The sequence below is a fragment of the Nonlabens dokdonensis DSW-6 genome (genome assembly GCF_000332115.1).
Taxonomy (GTDB): domain Bacteria; phylum Bacteroidota; class Bacteroidia; order Flavobacteriales; family Flavobacteriaceae; genus Nonlabens; species Nonlabens dokdonensis.
The window spans coordinates 2,823,637-2,841,545 of sequence record NC_020156.1 but is presented as its reverse complement, the minus strand read 5'-3'; the positions used below and the strand labels follow the sequence as shown (position 1 = coordinate 2,841,545).

Genomic DNA, 17,909 nt, shown 5'->3' with positions numbered 1-17,909 from the left:
TGCTTTACCTTAAAGTTTACATTTTACCTTAAATTCTTATTTAATCATTTGCACCTTGAAATCTTAATCTAGCATTTTCAAGATCTTCTGGAGTATCTATTCCTATACTAAGATGATTTGTTTTAATCATCTTAATTTTTTTACCATGTTCTAGATATCTAATACACTCGATCTTTTCTACTAATTCCAAAGGTGTAGGAGATTGATTATAAAAATCTAATAAAGCTTCTTTTCTAAAAGCGTAAATACCAATGTGTTTATAAACTGGTTGTTTTACCGATTCATCTCGAGTAAAAGGAATGACAGAGCGCGAAAAATATAATGCATTTCCAGACAAGTCAGTTATCACTTTCACATTATTAGGGTTTTGAACATCTTTCTCACTTTTCAACTCATGCATTAAAGACGCCAGCGAAATCTCTTTTTCAACATCTTTTTCAAATACTTCAATTAGTTTTTGTAAATCTGCTTTATTTGTAAATGGTTCATCACCTTGAACATTTATGATTATATCTGCTTCATAGTTTTCTACTGCTTCTGCAATGCGATCGCTACCAGTATCATGAGCTTTGTGACTCATAACTGCTTCACCTCCATTCTCAACGATCTCTTTATATATCAAATCACTATCTGTCGCAACCAGTACTTGATCAAATAATTTTGTATTTAAAGCTGCCTCATAAGTACGTAGAATAACTGATTTACCGCAAAGGTCTTTCATGAGTTTACCAGGAAATCTACTGGCTTCAAAACGTGCTGGGATTACTGCAATTTTTTTCAAGATGATTGTTATTGAGTTATGATAATAAAAAGGATTTCTCTTTGATAAAGACTCCGTTTTCCCTGAACAAATTTACCATTTCCTCAACTCCTTCTGGTTGATATGTATATAAATTTCTTCGCTTTCTATTTTTCAATACAATTCCCAAAGTTGCGCTGCTACTGTTTTTACGATAAATCAAGTGTTTGATCTGATCCAGATAAACAACACGCTCAGCAGAAATAATCACAAAGCTTAAAACTAGAATTATAAAAAAGAATGTACCTACAATTAAAAACAGGAAATCTATTTCCTCTGATTTATATAGAAAACCAAACATAGAAAAGCATTGAACCATCATCAATACCCTTAAAAACCAGATTTGAGCTTTAGCGTTATCCTCAATAATAAAAGATTGAGTCTTTTGATTAAATGAGATTTTTGAATTTTTATTTTTAAAAAAGTTTTTGAAAAATGACTTCATTGTATCAGTTCTTTATTTTTTTTATTTCTATTAATACTGATTTAAATAGGCAACTACCTTAGAGTCTGCATCGTAAAACAGGTATAAATAACCATGTGCAAAGTTCAAATAGGATAGAAAATCTTCCTTCTCTAAAACTTCTTCACCATGCACGACTTCAGAATCATCAATATCAGAAAATTGACATAAAAACTTCATTTTATTACCAGAAATAGGACAACTAGGCCAGTCTTCTTCTCTGATCCATTGAGGAGTTCCAGAATGTCCTATTTTACCAATAAAAAATTCATCAATGGAATGATCCTTACTTTGGTCAAAATTAAAATGTAACTCTGAATATTCAATATAATCAGTAGGCTTTATATCATCAAACAAAGGGAAAAAATCAGTAGCTACATTTTCATAAATGACTTGAGGAGCTAAAGGTTCTGAATAATTCATAAATAAAGGAGTCCTCAAATCAATAAACATAGGACAGCATAAATGTAAATCAAACTCTAGATCTTTTAAATAGGACTCTTTTTTTGAAATACAACCTATATAAACTAACGGACTTTGTTCTAATTTAGGCGCAATAAAGTTAGTAGGCGGTTTTCCGCCTATGTTGTGCATTCCATTTGGATCGATCACCAGATTTAATCCTTTTGATTTTCTGCTGAATAAGTTAGTAAGTTTGAACATTGGAATTGATTTGAGATGAATTGATTGATAGCAATTTATATTATTTTAAGCTTATTTTCAGTCCCATTTCCTTTTTCATTAAAATTAGTACTTCTGCATTTCCCAAAGCATCGTCAACAGGATGGTGTGTATGAGTGGTTTTTCTTAAATGTTTCCATTTTGCAAAAGTGTCCTTCTCGATACCGCAATACAGGTCAGATAATCGTCTAGAACTATAACCGAAAGGATTCTCCTTAATAAAATGGTGGAAATACCAGCAAACAAACATCCAGTCAAAACCGTTGTTATCACTTATAAAAATAGGCCTACCTTTTGAATGCGTTTGTATCCAGTCTCTAAAATCTAACATTACTTGTTTAGGATCATCAAATTGCTCTGTTTCGTCTCTTGAAAATCCAGAAACAGAAAGTGCCTTAGAATCAAATTTCTTGGAAATCGGTTTCAGTTTCCCGTAAAAAGTTTTGTCTAACTTTTCATCGACTAAAACAGCTCCAAAACAAATCATAGAATAATCTCTCGGAATAGGTCCGGCAGACTCAATGTCTACCATTATATAACTCATAGATTTCAGTTTTGATATTTATCTCGCTTTCGCGAAAGCGGAATTACCCAACAACTACTTCATCCTTTTTCTTCTTAAATAATTTGTTATATAATTTTCTCATTCCTATTAATAAGAAAAACACGACGATAACGGCAAGCGGTGCAAAGGCGATGGATAAAACCGATAAAACACTGGAAAAACCAGCTTCTACTGTACTAATAACTGGATTACCAAAACCACCTGTAGTAGCTGTACTTGTAGCCCGCGCAGCAGATGTTGTTGTGGAAATCGCTGCAGCGGTTCCTCCACCAGCAATTATTGCAAGAGTCCAAGTAAAAACAGGATTCATGTTTGCAGCGACACTCACCATTACAACTGTTCCTGCGATCGCGGCTAGAGGGACAGAGATTGTATCGAGTAAATTATCAACAAAAGGTATGTAATAAGCTAGTAATTCCACCGCTGCGGCAACTCCTAGAACGATAACAGCTGTTAAACTTCCTGCCCATTGCCAGCTCTCATGAAGCGGTATTACTTCAAAATATGCGGCGATACTCGCAAATAATAAAGGGATAAAAACTCTAAAACCAGCACTTGCTGCCAGCCCTATTCCTAAACAAATACTCAATAAAATCTCAAACATAATTAATGCTCTATAAAATGGTCACTTTTAAAGCCTATAAGGTACAAATTTGTTTTGGCACGTGTGACTGCGGTATACAACCATCTCAAATAGCCTTTATCTGGTCCGTCTGGTAAATAAGGTTGCTCGATAATCACATTTTCCCACTGTCCACCTTGTGATTTATGACAGGTAATGGCATAAGAGAACTTGACTTGTAGGGCATTAAAAAACGGATTCTCTTTGATCTCTTTGTACTGTTTATATTTAGGTAGTTTCAAGTAATCCATCCGTACTTCTTGATAGAGTTTATTGCTCTCATCATAGGTGAGTGACGGCGACTCTGATGTGAGCGTGTCTAATAAGAGAACAGTTTCGAACTCTTTCATTTTAGGGTAATCTACCATACGTACCTTTACCTCAGCAAAATGGAAGCCGTAAATGTTTTTAAAAGAGAAAATCTCTAATACCTCGATAATATCACCGTTTGCAATAAAACCAGCATCGCTAGATGGTTGTAACCAGTGGTAATTGTTCTTTACTACCATTAAGTAATCGCCAGGTGATAATTCGTTTTCATTAAAAAGAATACGAGATCTTATTTGCTGGTTGTATAAGTTAGCTCTCTTGTTAGAGCGCACGATAATGGCCGTTTCTTCATGTCCATGAAAATCATAAGCACTATTAATGGTATCCATGATCTCATAACCGTCGATCAATCTATTGATGTCAGTAAATTGTTCTACGTCAAATTTAAAATCAAATTCTTCATGTAAAATATGATTACGTATTCCTGTGGCGTTTAATAAAATTCCAGAGTTTTCACTTTGTCTTTTTACTTCGTCTAGTTCTATTTCTGTTACTTCTTTGAGATAGCGTTGCTCAATCAACTCACTATCAAGCGCTGGTGAAACATCAAGTTTTACTGGTGGCAATTGTGCGGTATCACCTATAATCATCAGTTTACAGTTCACACCGCTATATACATACTCTATAAGATCGTCAAGTAGGGAGCCGTTCCCACCGAACATTTTATTCTCTGCCGCCACATCAGGAATCATAGAAGCTTCATCAACAACAAAAAGAGCGTTGCGATGCTTATTTTGCTTTAAAGTAAATTGAACACCACCATTTCCTTGCCCTTTGGGATAATAAATTTCTCGGTGAATCGTGGCAGCTTGTTTATTAGAGTAATTACTGATCACTTTTGCAGCTCTACCAGTAGGCGCAAGCAGGACACATTTCATTTTTAGTTTCCATATGCTCTTAACAATGGTACTAGTTAGTGTCGTTTTACCTGTTCCTGCATAACCTCTTAACATAAATAACCGATCTTTATTTTTATCGATAATAAAATCAGCTAGTGATTCTAAGGCTCTATCTTGTTCATTTGTAGGCTTAAACGGAAAATCAAGTAGTAAAACTTTGTAAAATTCTTGTGGAGTCATTGACAATTGTGGAAAACTGAGTATAAACTTAAGTCAAATTTTATATCTCAGGCTAGGACGAGCGAAAAAAAATTGTAGATTTGTTTGCGTTGAAAAAAAGCATTAAACCATTAAAATATGTTCAATTTAATTATATCAGTTGTATTAGGTCTGATCGTTCTTGTTCTACTGGCCATCTTCATTAATAAAATCCCTAAAAAACTACATCCAGTGGTTATTGTTGTATTACTGGGAATAAGTGGTTTCTTCGGTTACAAGTTATACAAGTCTATCGAAGAGCCTGTAAAATTTGAAGCTGCAAAAGAAGAAAGATATAGAGAAGTTGTTGCTCAACTTATTTTAATACGTGAGGCACAAAATGCACATAAAAATATCACAGGTACATATACAGATGATATTAATAAGTTAGCTCGTTTTATCGACACTGCACAGTTTGCACTAACGCAAAAACGTGACAGTACTGTAATTGATGAAGAGCGTAACCTTAAATTTAGGTTAAGAGCAGATGACCCTAACGGTTATAAGAAAGAAATTACCATTACAGACACATTAGGTTTCAGATCTGTAAAAGATTCACTCTTCAGTAAAGTAGATGTGTCTCAATTGTTACAATACAACACTATAGAAGGAGCGCCTGGAGCGATAGAATTAAAAACAGACGTGGTTATCGATAAAGATAATCGTGTACCGGTATTCCAAGCAACGGCCAAAAAAGAAGACATTCTTTTTGATCAACCAGAGCGACTTTTAAAAGATGAACTAGAAGTGAAAAGTGTAGAAGCAATCGACGGTCCTACCATATACGTAGGTAGCCTAGATGAAATCACAACTAGTGGTAACTGGCCTAGACAGTATGCACTCAAAGACGATAACTAGTCCTAGCGACGCCATAAAGAAACTGTCCGTTCTGATTCATCAGGATGGACTTTCTTTTTATATCTATAACTCTTCTGAGATTATAGCAACGCTACATAGAAGTTTTAAGCATCCTGCAAATCCTGTAGAGATATTGCAATCTATAGAGATCTGTTTTGAGGAAGAAGCTGTTTTAGATACCGCTTTCGCGAAAGCTACCCTTATTTACCATCATCATATATTTACAAGTGTTCCTGCAGCTATTTATAATGAAGATCATGCTGTAGATTACCTTAAATACAATGCGCGCATTTTAGAGACTGATGTGTTGAGCGTAGACCAAAACTTAGGACAACTACCTGTTAATACGGTTTACATAGCATATGAAAATATAAACAATTACTTTTTTGATAAGTACGGTAGCTATGATTACTTTCATTATAGTTCGCGTATTCTAGAAATTCATTCGGATGATACTGCGACTATACAACCACAGGTTTTTCTAGATATTAAAAACAGTCATTTTTACCTTACTATTCTTAAAAAAGGCAAACTTGTAGCTCACAACCTTTTTCCTCATGATGCGATAGAAGATATATTATACTACACGTTATTTACAACGCATCACAATGAACTTGATCCAGAAACTATGAAAATGATCGTTTACAGTGAGGAGAAAAATGAATCGCTTTATGACCTTTTATATACTTATGTGCGTCACGTGAGTTTTAAAACTGATTACACTAATTATATCAAACAACTCCTATGCGTATAATATCTGGAACACATAAAGGCCGCCGAATACAAGCTCCCAAAAATTTACCAGTAAGACCTACCACAGATATGTCTAAAGAGGCGTTGTTTAATATCCTGCGGCACAAAATTCATATTCAGGATATCAATATGCTAGAACTTTTTGCAGGTAGCGGGAACATGTCTTATGAGTTTTGCAGTCGTGGTGCAGGTAGTGTTATAGCGGTAGACCAGCATTATCCATGTATAGCATTTATTAAAAAAACTGCCGAAGAACTGGACTTCCCGATAGACACTATAAAAGCAGATGTTTTTAAATTTCTAGAAAAGCACAAAGGAAAATACGACATTATCTTTGCAGATCCTCCTTATGCGCTAGAAGAAGAAGAGTTTCTAAAAATTCCTAATTACGTATATGCAAACGAGCTTCTTGCCGAAGATGGGCTTCTTATCATAGAACATTCTAAACACACTTCACTTGCAATGCACGAGCATTTTGATAATGAACGTCGATATGGCGGTACTGTTTTTAGCTTTTTTGAAGGTCCTAGTAGTGAGGAAGAATGAGAATTTTACACACGAATAAATCTACGAGCTATATTAAAATGAAAATTCTAAGATTTCTTCTTCTATTTTTAATTATCTACTTTGTTTCTACCTCTTGTCAAGAAAACGAGAAACATACAATTCATGAAAAAATAAAAGAGGATACTAATTCAATTCTAGATAGCTTAATAACTATTAGAAGAGATTTGCATCAACATCCAGAATTAGCTGGTAAGGAGAAAAGAACTTCACAAATTATAGCAAATTATTTAACAGACTTAGGACTAGAAGTAAAAACTGGCATAGCTGGTTATGGTGTTATTGGTATTTTAGAAGGAAATCCTACTGGAAAGAAAGTAGCCTGGCGTGCAGACATGGATGCCATTTCTAGTGATTTTAAAGATCCTGTATCGTTTAAATCTCTTTATGAAGGAATTCAACATGGTTGTGGGCACGATGTTCACGTAGCCATAGGACTTGGAATAGCAAAAGTACTGTCTATGAATAAAGAATCAGTTGATGGTACCGTTTACTTTATTTTTCAGCCGGAAGAGGAAAGTTTTAAAGGTGCTCAAAACATGGTAAACAGCGACTTCTTTACCCTACTAGAGCTTGATGAAATTTATGCATTACACATTACCGCATTACCTGTAGGCCAGATTACAACTAAGCCAAATGAAGTTTTTGCCTATCAAAAAAGAATACAACTTAATTTTGACAAAGGAATTACAGAAGAAAATATTTCTGAGCTTTATTCTAAGATTAGAAATAGTATTTCAAGAGTTGGAGAAGGAACTTTACCTTGGAAAACTGAATTAGCTTTTGACCCTTCTTTGGGAATAACAAGTCCAGAAACAATCTTCAATGATTATCTTTTTGTGGAAGAAAATTTTATACTCGATTCTACTGAGACAGAATACCAACTTAAAAGTTTTCTTTATGAAACGCGTAATTCAAATCTTAATAAATTATTACCGCAAATTGAAAATGTTATAGAGAATTCTGAACTGAGTGAGAATTACAAAGAAGGTTTTTACATACAAGAAAACCCAACAGTTCTAAATGATGAAGCATTAACAACAGCAGCAATTAAAACTCTAGATAGTGTTTATAATACAACTGCTGTAGCAAAAAGTTATGGTCAGATTCCGTATTTTAATGATGATTTCTATTACTTCCAGCAAAAAATTCCTGGTGTTTACTTTTTGTTAGGTGGCTCTAATGAAAGTAAAGGTATAACTGCAATGAACCACGCTCCTAATTTTCAGGTAGACGAAGAAAGTATTAAAATAGGTGTTCAAGTATTCTCTTTTTTATTAATAGAAAGGTCTAAAAACAAGAAGTGATAAGGCGGCAATTTACAGAGAGCCAAAACAAAGTTCTTGAAATAATAAAGAAAAAATAGCAGGTCTATAAGCCGGATTCTGTTCGTCCTGAACTCGTTTCAGGATCTCTCCTTAAAAAGCACAAAACTTCCTTATCATTTATCTAGAATAATGATTGCTCATTATCTCAAACTGCCTACCCTTCAGAATCGCGCGGATAGCGCTCAAGCTCTGATTTACGCGACATTTCACCACATAGAGTTTACCTGGTTTCACTACAGCATTATCTGTACATACTTTCTGTTGCACTAGTCCTATCTCGCTTTCGCTTGAGCGAAAACAAAACGACGGCCGTTAGCCGCTATGTTATCCTATGGAGTCCGGACTTTCCTACCTTGCTTGCGCAAGATCGATAAGGCGACCTGCTAAGCCGCAAAACTAGTTAATAAATGTTGATAATTCACAAAAATTATAAGCTCAGAAAGTGGATCAAAAAGACCGTATAAAAGTATCTTTGACGTATGGAACCATTTATAGTATCGGCTAGAAAATACCGTCCTGAGACTTTTGAAGATGTCGTAGGTCAAGGCGCTATTACACAGACCTTGGAGAACGCAATTAAAAGCAATCACCTAGCTCAAGCCCTTCTTTTTACTGGTCCTAGAGGAGTAGGTAAAACAACTTGTGCACGTATTCTTGCAAAAAAGATCAACCATGAAAGTGGAGATTATGATCCAGATGAGGATTTTGCGTTTAACATTTTTGAACTGGATGCTGCATCTAATAACGGTGTTGATCAAATAAGAAGTATTGTAGACCAAGTACGTATTCCACCACAAGTAGGAAAGTACAAGATTTACATTATTGATGAGGTGCATATGTTATCAAATGCAGCATTTAATGCATTTCTTAAGACTCTGGAAGAGCCACCTGCGCATGCTATTTTTATTCTAGCTACCACAGAGAAACATAAGATCATACCTACGATTCTTTCTCGATGTCAAATATTTGACTTCAAACGTATTACGGTAAGCGCAATGCGAGAGCACTTAAAGCGTATTGCCTCTAAAGAAGGAATTGTTGCAGAAGAAGACGCCCTTCAAATCATTGCTCAAAAAGCTGATGGAGCTCTTAGAGATTCCTTATCTATTTTTGATCGTGTAGTAAGCTTTTCTGGTAATGAGCTTACTGTAAAAGCAGTTACCGAAAATTTAAACGTACTCGATCGAGAAACTTACTTTAATGTAACTGACTTATTACTTGAAAACAACATACCGCAATTGCTGGTAGACTATGACGTGATCATGGCAAAGGGTTTTGATGGACAGCACTTTGTAAGTGGTCTGGCATCTCATTTTAGAGACCTAATGGTAGGTAAAGATGAGCGTACGATTGCCTTACTAGAAGTAGGTGAACAAACTAAAGTAAAATACCTTGAGCAAGCTAAAAAGGTGGACCTTGCCTTTTTGAGAAAAGCGATTGAGATAGCAAATCAAGCAGATTTTAATTATCGATCTAGTCGTAATCAACGTTTACTTGTTGAATTAACACTTATGCAGCTCGCCTCTATCACATCTGATGGAGAAAAAAAAAATGATATAAAGTATATCATTCCTGCAGTTCAATTTGAAAATGCCGCAGTAAGCGAACCTACAGCTCCACAATTGAATACTACTGCTGGTGAATCAGGTTCCAATAATTCTGTTGAAGCCGTTCCAAAAAATATTGAAGAACAAAAACCTGAGGAATCGCAAAAACCTATTATACCTGTCTCTACTTCTACTTCTAGTCCTGATTCACAATCAATATCTAGCACAAATACTAGTAGTACGGTAGAAACTAAAAAAGATACAATTGCTGAGTCTCTCGAAGAAAAGCGTCAAGCTCTATTAAATAAAAGTAAGAAAAACGTAAGCGGACTATCGCTTCAAGGGATTGAAGCGAAAAAAACATTGATTGCAAAACAACAAGGAAGAATAACAGAAAATGACCAACTTCCTGAAGACGCCTTTACACAGGAGCAACTGGATATGATATGGTCTAAGTATATTACACACCTTCAAGATAGAGGACAGCAGATACTTGCCAGCATTCTTAATGCAGATCAACCTCAATTAAAAGGTACCGTGATACATCTAAGATTTCCTAACAGGTCTATGAAGGAAGATCTAGAAAAATCACAAGGTCAGATTCTAGAGTATATTAAAAGAGAACTTAATAATTACTTGATTAGCTTTGAAATCGCGGTAGATACAACTGTGACTAAAAAGTATGTTTATACTGATCAAGATAAATTTTCTAAATTGGTTGAAAAGAATCCTGCTGTAGATGTACTGAGAAAGACTTTTGATTTAGATTTTTAAATTAAAAATCAAATCTAAATGCTGTAAATCTTAAATTTAATTTCAATCATTTGATAAAAGCAAAAACCTCCAATATGGAGGTTTTGTATTTTTAATTAAATGCTGATAATTAAAGTCTATAAGAAACACCTAATTGAAACCATCTATTCCCAGCTTCAGCAGTTAGATCGTTGTCGAGATTAGGAAATCCGTAGCCGTATCTTGCATCTACAGACCAGTTGCTGTCGAGCATATAGCCCAATCCTAAAATTCCAGCAATTTCAAAATCATAACGATTTCTATTACCATCAGTTTCGGCAACGCTTACGCCTAATTGTGGACCTACTAGAAAGTAAATTTTTCTATTGAGGTTTATTTGAGCAAGTAAATTAGAATGTAACCAGTTTCTTTTGAATGCAGTAACCTCTCCATTAGCTTGTCTGAATTCATTTTCATTTACACCTAATGAAGAAACTCCTATTTCTGGTTGTAAAGAGAACGTTTCATTTAAAGGAACATTAGCAAAAAAGTTAGCATGTAAGCCATACCTCCTATTTTCATAATCCACGTTATCCTGTTCTAAAGTCGATGAATTGAGACCTAATCTAAAGCCGTAAGTCGTGTCATTAAAGGACTGCGCTCCTGCAAATGATATACAAGCTATAAAGCTCATAAAAAGTAAAAAATGTTTCATTTTAAATCATTTTGTATTCCAAATGTAAGATATCTAAACAACTGAAAACGCAAATTTTATGAAACGTTTCAAATTATCGATTATCTGCGTTAAAAACCGATTTTATGATGCCATCTGTTAATCCTATTTTAGGAACATATATATTTTTGGCTCTACTCCACTTCATAGCTCGCAAATAAATACGACAGGCTGGAATGATTACATCGGCTCTATCGTGATTTAAATTTAAGTGATAAACTCTTTCTTCGTAATTATAGTTTTGAAGTTGCTCGTAATAATTAAGTAAATAAAAGTAAGAAAGTGGTTTCCCCATACTTTTACCGCTACTCTTGAAAATATTATTGATATTCCCACCAGAACCTATTAAATCTATGCGCTCATAAGGAGCAGTCACTTCTTTTATCCATTGCTCTGCCTCATCCCAAAGAGATTTTTTTACCATATCGTTGAGCAATCTTACTGTTCCAATTTTAAACGATCTAGAAATTATTTCTTTTCCAAAAGCGAATAAGGTAAACTCTGTACTTCCACCACCTACATCTACATAAAGTAACACTTTACTCTCATCAATCATTGCATGAAGATCTGTCATTGCAATTATTGCAGCCTCATGCGATCCATCTATAATATCTATATGTATTCCAGATTCCTTCTCAATTTGAGCAACCACATCTTCACCATTTTGTGCTTCTCTCATTGCACTTGTCGCATAAGCTTTATATGTTTTCACCTTATGGACATCCATTAATAGCTGATAAGATTTCATAGAACTTATCATACGTTCTATATTCTCTTTAGAAATGTGACCGGATGTAAATACATCCTGACCTAAACGAATAGGAACCCTAACTAAACTCGTTTTCTTAAAAACTGGCGGTTGATCATTGTATAAAGTCACCGTCGCGATAAGTAATCTAATCGCATTAGAACCTATATCTATTGCTCCATATTTTCTAATTTCAAACGCCATTAATTAGTAATTTGATTTTTATAAAATTTGTAAGTTGCATATTGTGACCTCACTGGTTCCTCGTCATTTACAACGTAATTATTGAGCTGTTGTGCGCAAACTTCACGTGCCTTGACATTATCGCTCCAGCATATGTCCATCGTTTGAATGATTTCGGCTTTAATATCTTCATCATAGATAGGACAAGCAATTTCTACTCTACTATCTAGATTACGACTCATAAAATCTGCGCTTGAGATATATAAATCATTCTTGCCATCGTTGTAGAATCTGTATACTCTTGGGTGCTCTAGAAAGCGATCTACGATGCTTATGACTTTTATGTTTTCACTCATTCCCTTCACTCCAGGAACAAGACAGCAAATTCCACGTATGATTAATTCTATTTTTACTCCTGCATTAGAGGCTTCATAAAATAAATCAATCATCTTGAAGTCAGAGAAAGAATTTATTTTGGCACGAATCTTTGCTGGTTTTCCCGCTTTCGCGAAAGCAATCTCACGACGAACCAATCGCTCTATTCCATTCCTAAGATAATTAGGAGATACGAGTAAATGCTTATATCTATGCTGACGATAATTTACCTCAAAGAACTCAAAAACGCGTTCTACTTCCTTGAGAATTTTACGATTTGCTGTGAACAGCGTATAATCTGTGTAAATGCCTGCCGTAGCCTCATTGAAGTTACCAGTAGAAATAAAACCGTACCTCACAATTTTACCTTTTTCTTCTCGTGTGATACAACAAGCTTTACAATGAACCTTGAGTCCTGGCACGCCAAAAATCATATTGATGCCTTCTTCTTGCATCAATTCTGCATAATTGATATTTGCTTGCTCGTCAAAGCGAGCTTGTAACTCGATAGAAACCGTGACCTCCTTACCGTTCTTAACCGCATTAATTAGAGAACCGGCAATTTGAGAAACTTCGGCAAGTCTGTAAATAGTGATTTTAATCGTTTTTACATTTGGATCTAAAGCTGCTTCTCTTAAAAACTTGATGGTATTTGAAAAAGTGTGGTATGGAGTGTATTGTAAAATATCTTTTTTTGCTATTCTTTCAAGTAAAGAACCTCTTATAGCAACATCTTTTATAGGTAAGGCGGGAAGCTTCTCGTAAAGCAAATCTGTCCTACCCAAACTAGGAAACTTCAAGTAATCCCTTCTATTGTGATACCTTCCTCCTGGTATAATACTATCGTTATTATCAATTTGCAACTTATTCATGATAAGCGACAAAGTATCTTCATGGATGTTTTTATCAAATACAAATCGCACAGGATCACCATCTTTACGATCATGAACACTACGACGTATTTTTTCTAGAAGACTTTTTTTGAGGTCTAGTTCCATGTCAAGTTCGGCATCTAGAGTAACTTTTATCATGTGAGCCTCAATCTCTTTATAGTCAAAAATATTGAATATGTAGTGCATGCGATGCCTTACTAAGTCATCTAAAAGAATGATATACTGGCGATCATCTCCTTCTATTTGTGGAAGAACTACAAATCTAGCTAAATACTTAGGCTTTTCAATTAGAGCATATTTAATAGAGTTATTATTCATTACCATGCGTATTGCTAGATAACCATAACCATCTCGTAAATTAGGAAACTCCACCTCATCATTGATCATGATGGTTCCTATTGCAGGGCTTATTTTCTCATTAAAATAATTTCTAATGAAGTCTTCATGCTCTTCTAATACTTCTTGTTCATCAACAATGATGATTCTTTCCTCTTTGAGCTCCTCTTCCAGCTCTGCAAGTACCTCAAAACTCCGTGCTTGATCAACAATTACCATTTTGTTGATCTCCAGCAGTAAATCTTCGGCAGAAATTCCTCCTAATGACTTTGTAGCATTTTTACCAGCACGTTGAATACGCTGTATGGTTGCATAACGTACTTTAAAAAACTCATCAAGATTATTAGAAAAAATCCCTAAAAATCTCAAACGCTCAATAAGCGGTACTGTCTTATCGCTTGCTTCTTGTAAAACTCTTGCGTTAAAACGCAACCAACTTAATTCTCTATTAAAATATATGCTCATCTAATGTCTTTAGGAAATAAGTTGAATTTAGTAATCCCTTTGTTTATTGACCTCCAAGAATCTTCCATAAATTCTATAGCGACTACTCCTGTCGTGGGAACATTATCAAATCGTGTCGTCCCAAGGTCGTTTACTAAATCTGTAATACCATGATTATGACTAAAGATTACTAAAGTATCAATTGCATTATCGCAATCTTTGATAATTTTTGACAAGTCTCTACTATCAAACGTATATAATTCTCTTTTCAATTTAAGTTTACTCAAATCATAGTTGATGTACTCTGATACTAGAGTCGCAGTTTGCAAAGCTCGCGCAGCTGTACTCGTCCATATGACATCTGGATTGAAATCCATATCCTTGAGAGCTTGTCCTATAAGATGAGCATCGTCTATGCCTCGCTGTTTGAGCACTCGATCATGGTCTCTTACTTGTAAATCCCATGAAGATTTACCATGTCTTATAATTATGAGTCGTTTCATTAAGGTTGTAATCTTTTAGAAGTCCAATTATTCTCTTCGTTTTCATACAATATACGATCGTGCAATCTATTAGGTCTTCCTTGCCAAAATTCAAAAGAAACTGGCTTACAAGCATATCCACCCCAAAATTCAGGTAATGGTACCTCTTCACCTTTAAATTTCTCTTCGTAATGAGACAGTTGTTTTTCTAGTTGTTCTCTAGATACTATCTCACTACTTTGATTACTTGCCCATGCTCCTATCTGACTGCCTCTAGGTCTGGATTTAAAGTAACTCAAGGTTTTCTCTCTAGAAACTTTAGAAACAGTTGCTTTGATGATGATTTGACGTTCTAATGACGGCCAAAAAAAGTGCATGCTTACTTGATTATAAGCTTCCATTGCAGCACCTTTTTCTGATGTGTAATTAGAATAGAATAGAAAATCACCTTCATGAATTTCTTTTAGGAGAACTATTCTAGATTTTGGAAATCCATCAGTTCCTAAAGTACAAATACTCATAGCGTTTGCTTCATCGATTTCCAGAGACTCTTTAGCGTCCTTAAACCAAGAATCAAATAATTGGTAAGGATTTTCTGGAATATGATTTTCTAGTAAAGCGTCTTTTTCATAAGATTTACGCAAGTCTTGAAGATCTCTTTGCATCGTGTAGCTATTTCTCTGCAATTTAAGATAAATGCAGCATTTCATAAGGCAAACAATTCTTAAAAATCTTACTGTTTTGATGAATATCGCTTTCGCGAAAGCGAAAACAAATAATGAATTTTTACAAATAAAAATATCAAACTAATAAAGGAAAAAAATAAGAAGATTAAATAATAGCGCATAAAAAAACCGTTTTCATCATCAGATGAAAACGGTAATTACCAAGCTATACAGCTTTTTGTCGGGGTGGCAGGATTCGAACCTGCGACCTCCTGCTCCCAAAGCAGGCGCGATGACCGGGCTACGCTACACCCCGATTTTAATTTTAATCAGACTCGAGAACTGATTTACTAACCTTTAATAATCATTAAAGAGGTCAATTTTGCGGAGAGACAGGGACTCGAACCCTGGCGACGGTTGCCCGTCGACAGATTAGCAATCTGCTCCATTACCACTCTGGCACCTCTCCTAAAATATTAAAGAACTTACCTCCATTTCTGAAAGCGGTTGCAAATTTAAGCTAACTTTAGAAATACACAAACATAAAATCATCTTTTTTCTATAATTTATTCTGGATATTCGATCCTTAAATGGTAGATGCTAGCTAATTTCTTTTTAATCACCGCTTTAATGATTTCAATTTGTTTAAACGTAATATTAGCATTAATAAATTGGCTATTGTTTACCTGACCATCTATAATTTTATTGACTAATGAATCTATCTTAAAAGAGGTAGGATTTTGGATACTTTTTGAAGCCGCCTCTACACTATCGGCTATCATGAGAATAGCAGTTTCCTGACTAAAAGGCTTAGGACCAGGATAAGTAAAGTTTTCTTTAGAAACATCAGGGTTTTCTTCTTTAGCTTTAGAATAGAAATAGTAAACTAAACTGTCACCGTGATGTGTTCTTATAAAGTCAATGATTCGATCTGGCAAATTATATTTTCGGGCAATTTCAATACCATTTAAGGTATGATCTATGATGATTCTAGCACTATCTTCTGGATCTAAATCATCATGAGGATTAATACCACTACCTTGATTTTCTGTAAAGTAGGTGGGATTTGACATTTTTCCTATATCGTGATACAACGCTCCTACACGAACCAGCATCGCATTTGCTCCTATTTCATTTGCGACTGTTTCAGCAATATTTGCTACGTTCAAGGAATGGTGAAAGGTTCCTGGTGCTTTATTAGAGAGTTCCTTTAAGAGCTTTGAATTAGTATCACTAAGCTCTAGAAGTGAAACATCACTTACAAGACCAAAGATTTTCTCAAAAATATAAATGAGCGGCCACACAAACAACATTGCCAAACCACAAAGTACAAAGTACCCTATTCTTCCCCATTCCCATCCAGTTACACCTCCTTGGTTGATAGCGTAAAAGGCAAAGTAGGATAAAAAGTAAATTCCTATAATTTGAGCTACCGTAATAAAAAGATTAGCTCTCTTATATATTTCATTATTTGATAAAATAGTCACAATTCCCGCCATCATTTGTAAAAACAAATACTCGTCACTGTTAGGAACTATAAAGCTTAATATGAAGATGGTTACCACATGGCTGAATAAACCTAATCTAGCATCGAAGAATGCTTTGAGTATTAACGGCAGCATGCATACTGGAACGACATAAATATACTTGACATTGATATTAACAATGGTTGCCGTCAAAATAACTACAACTATAATATTGAAAAAAATAAAAAATATTTTTCGAAAGTTATCATAAAGAACTGGACGATAGCGCCATAAAAACAAAAGAAGCATACTGTATGCCATCCCAACTAGAATAATATATCCAGATAATTTCCACGTATACTGAGACTCTGTCCAAGTTTGTGATTTGTATGTATTGTTGAGTGTATTTAATATTTGAAGTTTTTCACCTTCTACTATTTCGCCTTGAGCGATAACCCTAGCACCTTCATATACAAGACCTCTGGTAGTCATAATTTTGCTAAGTTCTTCTTTGATTGTTATTTCTGTTAGTTGCTTATCATAACTCACATTAGGTTCAATAATTCGTAATAATGCTGTTGTAATATATTTCTTAGTAACAGGGTTTAAATCAATACTATCAAAGCTACTCCTAATTAATTCACCTAGATCGACTGGTTTGAAAAGATCAGAATATTTATAAGTGACAAGCTCGTTATCGTATTCAATAAAAATAGGATGACTTTCTTCTAAATCTATTGGATTATCAGTATAGCCGATTTTGTAAATGGTAGATAAAACAGATTGAACCTCTGTTCTTAGCGATTGGAACTGTTGTTGATTTAAAGAATCGAGACTTTTACCGCTTTGAATGGCCTTCCATTTTTCAAATACTCCATCTTTGATGGACGTGTCAATTTTAAAGTAACGTGGTGAACTGTTAGTAACGTCTTGCTTTTCTGCAATCAAAGACTTCTCGTCTTTTTCTATTGGGAAAGTAAAAGGTGCGTAAAGCGTTTCATAATCCCACGGCTCTCCTTGTTTATAATCATACTTGAAACGATTGTTATTAGGGAATACATAAACCGTAAGAGCCGTACAAAAACATAGTAAGACTATTCTATAAATAATATTTTGGTAACGGTAAAGAGTTTTCATCGAATCAGAGAATAAAACAAATTAACAACTATAGTTTTAATATACCATAATTTAACTAATGATTCGTTTTTAGGAATTGATAAACTCTATGTTTTACCTATTAAAATC

The 17,909-nt window shown here is 34.6% G+C and carries 17 protein-coding genes, 2 tRNA genes and 1 other RNA gene; 5 read left to right on the top strand and 15 right to left on the bottom strand.

Annotated elements, in window-relative coordinates:
* Positions 1 to 40 precede the first annotated feature (40 nt).
* Genes kdsB through DDD_RS12410 form a run of 6 tightly spaced genes read right to left on the bottom strand, consistent with a single transcriptional unit; the run spans position 41 to position 4,539 of the window.
* Positions 41 to 781 (bottom strand): 3-deoxy-manno-octulosonate cytidylyltransferase, encoded by a 741-nt coding sequence (gene kdsB, locus DDD_RS12435; protein WP_015363245.1) that lies wholly within the window; start codon positions 779 to 781, stop codon positions 41 to 43.
* Between the two features lie 16 nt (positions 782 to 797).
* The gene (locus DDD_RS12430) at positions 798 to 1,244 is read right to left on the bottom strand and encodes a hypothetical protein (RefSeq protein ID WP_015363244.1); all 447 of its coding nucleotides are present in this window, start codon (positions 1,242 to 1,244) and stop codon (positions 798 to 800) included.
* Between the two features lie 30 nt (positions 1,245 to 1,274).
* Positions 1,275 to 1,925 (bottom strand): hypothetical protein, encoded by a 651-nt coding sequence (locus tag DDD_RS12425; RefSeq protein WP_015363243.1) that lies wholly within the window; start codon positions 1,923 to 1,925, stop codon positions 1,275 to 1,277.
* 40 nt (positions 1,926 to 1,965) lie between these two features.
* Positions 1,966 to 2,487: a 3'-5' exonuclease gene (locus DDD_RS12420; protein ID WP_015363242.1), complete on the bottom strand. Its 522-nt coding sequence runs from the start codon at positions 2,485 to 2,487 to the stop codon at positions 1,966 to 1,968.
* 43 nt (positions 2,488 to 2,530) lie between these two features.
* Complete coding sequence (locus DDD_RS12415; protein ID WP_015363241.1) at positions 2,531 to 3,112, bottom strand: DUF4126 domain-containing protein; 582 nt, start codon at positions 3,110 to 3,112, stop codon at positions 2,531 to 2,533.
* A gap of 2 nt (positions 3,113 to 3,114) precedes the next feature.
* The gene (locus DDD_RS12410; protein WP_015363240.1) at positions 3,115 to 4,539 is read right to left on the bottom strand and encodes an ATP-dependent DNA helicase; all 1,425 of its coding nucleotides are present in this window, start codon (positions 4,537 to 4,539) and stop codon (positions 3,115 to 3,117) included.
* Positions 4,540 to 4,656: 117 nt separating this feature from the next.
* Here DDD_RS12410 and DDD_RS12405 point away from each other — a divergent pair, with 117 nt between their 5' ends.
* The 4 genes from DDD_RS12405 to DDD_RS12390 are packed head-to-tail and all read left to right on the top strand — an operon-like array spanning position 4,657 to position 8,039.
* On the top strand, positions 4,657 to 5,415 hold the full coding sequence (locus DDD_RS12405) for a hypothetical protein (RefSeq protein WP_083892401.1): 759 nt from the start codon (positions 4,657 to 4,659) through the stop codon (positions 5,413 to 5,415).
* Entirely contained in the window at positions 5,357 to 6,169 is an 813-nt protein-coding gene (locus tag DDD_RS12400) for a DUF3822 family protein (RefSeq protein WP_201764098.1), read from the top strand. The genes DDD_RS12405 and DDD_RS12400 overlap by 59 nt, the downstream gene beginning before the upstream one ends.
* Complete coding sequence (gene rsmD, locus DDD_RS12395) at positions 6,160 to 6,714, top strand: 16S rRNA (guanine(966)-N(2))-methyltransferase RsmD (protein WP_015363237.1); 555 nt, start codon at positions 6,160 to 6,162, stop codon at positions 6,712 to 6,714. Before DDD_RS12400 ends, rsmD begins: the two co-directional genes overlap by 10 nt.
* Positions 6,715 to 6,752: 38 nt before the next feature.
* Positions 6,753 to 8,039 carry a M20 metallopeptidase family protein gene (locus DDD_RS12390; RefSeq protein ID WP_015363236.1) on the top strand — a complete coding sequence of 429 codons (1,287 nt, stop codon included), beginning with the start codon at positions 6,753 to 6,755 and terminating at the stop codon, positions 8,037 to 8,039.
* A gap of 51 nt (positions 8,040 to 8,090) precedes the next feature.
* Here the strand turns inward: DDD_RS12390 and rnpB are convergent.
* Positions 8,091 to 8,447: RNase P RNA component class A (rnpB, locus tag DDD_RS17430), an RNA gene on the bottom strand.
* A gap of 92 nt (positions 8,448 to 8,539) precedes the next feature.
* Between rnpB and DDD_RS12385 the strand changes: the two genes are divergently transcribed.
* Positions 8,540 to 10,381 (top strand): DNA polymerase III subunit gamma/tau, encoded by a 1,842-nt coding sequence (locus DDD_RS12385; protein ID WP_015363235.1) that lies wholly within the window; start codon positions 8,540 to 8,542, stop codon positions 10,379 to 10,381.
* A 109-nt stretch (positions 10,382 to 10,490) separates the two neighbouring features.
* Here DDD_RS12385 and DDD_RS12380 read toward each other — a convergent pair whose 3' ends face one another.
* From DDD_RS12380 to DDD_RS12345, 8 genes are all read right to left on the bottom strand, one after another.
* Positions 10,491 to 11,054: a porin family protein gene (locus DDD_RS12380; RefSeq protein ID WP_015363234.1), complete on the bottom strand. Its 564-nt coding sequence runs from the start codon at positions 11,052 to 11,054 to the stop codon at positions 10,491 to 10,493.
* A gap of 73 nt (positions 11,055 to 11,127) precedes the next feature.
* On the bottom strand, positions 11,128 to 12,024 hold the full coding sequence (locus DDD_RS12375) for a Ppx/GppA phosphatase family protein (protein ID WP_015363233.1): 897 nt from the start codon (positions 12,022 to 12,024) through the stop codon (positions 11,128 to 11,130).
* On the bottom strand, positions 12,024 to 14,072 hold the full coding sequence (gene ppk1, locus DDD_RS12370; protein WP_015363232.1) for a polyphosphate kinase 1: 2,049 nt from the start codon (positions 14,070 to 14,072) through the stop codon (positions 12,024 to 12,026). The genes DDD_RS12375 and ppk1 overlap by 1 nt, the downstream gene beginning before the upstream one ends.
* On the bottom strand, positions 14,069 to 14,554 hold the full coding sequence (locus DDD_RS12365) for a SixA phosphatase family protein (protein WP_015363231.1): 486 nt from the start codon (positions 14,552 to 14,554) through the stop codon (positions 14,069 to 14,071). Before DDD_RS12365 ends, ppk1 begins: the two co-directional genes overlap by 4 nt.
* Complete coding sequence (gene pdxH / locus DDD_RS12360) at positions 14,554 to 15,198, bottom strand: pyridoxamine 5'-phosphate oxidase (protein ID WP_015363230.1); 645 nt, start codon at positions 15,196 to 15,198, stop codon at positions 14,554 to 14,556. The genes DDD_RS12365 and pdxH overlap by 1 nt, the downstream gene beginning before the upstream one ends.
* A 241-nt stretch (positions 15,199 to 15,439) precedes the next feature.
* Positions 15,440 to 15,514, bottom strand: a tRNA-Pro gene (locus tag DDD_RS12355).
* Positions 15,515 to 15,583: 69 nt separating this feature from the next.
* Positions 15,584 to 15,667 (bottom strand) — tRNA-Ser (locus DDD_RS12350).
* A 97-nt stretch (positions 15,668 to 15,764) separates the two neighbouring features.
* A complete protein-coding gene (locus DDD_RS12345) occupies positions 15,765 to 17,801 on the bottom strand; it encodes an HD family phosphohydrolase (RefSeq protein ID WP_015363228.1) in 2,037 nt (678 codons plus the stop codon).
* Positions 17,802 to 17,909 lie beyond the last annotated feature (108 nt).

What these genes read in the sequence shown, in the direction of transcription:
- DDD_RS12430 (WP_015363244.1), bottom strand. Translation starts at nt 1,244, where the DNA reads ATGAAGTCATTTTTCAAAAACTTTTTTAAAAATAAAAATTCAAAAATC.
- DDD_RS12425 (WP_015363243.1), bottom strand. Translation starts at nt 1,925, where the DNA reads ATGTTCAAACTTACTAACTTATTCAGCAGAAAATCAAAAGGATTAAAT.
- DDD_RS12420 (WP_015363242.1), bottom strand. Translation starts at nt 2,487, where the DNA reads ATGAGTTATATAATGGTAGACATTGAGTCTGCCGGACCTATTCCGAGA.
- DDD_RS12415 (WP_015363241.1), bottom strand. Translation starts at nt 3,112, where the DNA reads ATGTTTGAGATTTTATTGAGTATTTGTTTAGGAATAGGGCTGGCAGCA.
- DDD_RS12410 (WP_015363240.1), bottom strand. Translation starts at nt 4,539, where the DNA reads ATGACTCCACAAGAATTTTACAAAGTTTTACTACTTGATTTTCCGTTT.
- DDD_RS12405 (WP_083892401.1), top strand. Translation starts at nt 4,657, where the DNA reads ATGTTCAATTTAATTATATCAGTTGTATTAGGTCTGATCGTTCTTGTT.
- DDD_RS12400 (WP_201764098.1), top strand. Translation starts at nt 5,357, where the DNA reads ATGAAATCACAACTAGTGGTAACTGGCCTAGACAGTATGCACTCAAAG.
- rsmD (WP_015363237.1), top strand. Translation starts at nt 6,160, where the DNA reads ATGCGTATAATATCTGGAACACATAAAGGCCGCCGAATACAAGCTCCC.
- DDD_RS12390 (WP_015363236.1), top strand. Translation starts at nt 6,753, where the DNA reads ATGAAAATTCTAAGATTTCTTCTTCTATTTTTAATTATCTACTTTGTT.
- DDD_RS12385 (WP_015363235.1), top strand. Translation starts at nt 8,540, where the DNA reads ATGGAACCATTTATAGTATCGGCTAGAAAATACCGTCCTGAGACTTTT.
- DDD_RS12380 (WP_015363234.1), bottom strand. Translation starts at nt 11,054, where the DNA reads ATGAAACATTTTTTACTTTTTATGAGCTTTATAGCTTGTATATCATTT.
- DDD_RS12375 (WP_015363233.1), bottom strand. Translation starts at nt 12,024, where the DNA reads ATGGCGTTTGAAATTAGAAAATATGGAGCAATAGATATAGGTTCTAAT.
- ppk1 (WP_015363232.1), bottom strand. Translation starts at nt 14,072, where the DNA reads ATGAGCATATATTTTAATAGAGAATTAAGTTGGTTGCGTTTTAACGCA.
- DDD_RS12365 (WP_015363231.1), bottom strand. Translation starts at nt 14,554, where the DNA reads ATGAAACGACTCATAATTATAAGACATGGTAAATCTTCATGGGATTTA.
- pdxH (WP_015363230.1), bottom strand. Translation starts at nt 15,198, where the DNA reads ATGCAAAGAGATCTTCAAGACTTGCGTAAATCTTATGAAAAAGACGCT.
- DDD_RS12345 (WP_015363228.1), bottom strand. Translation starts at nt 17,801, where the DNA reads ATGAAAACTCTTTACCGTTACCAAAATATTATTTATAGAATAGTCTTA.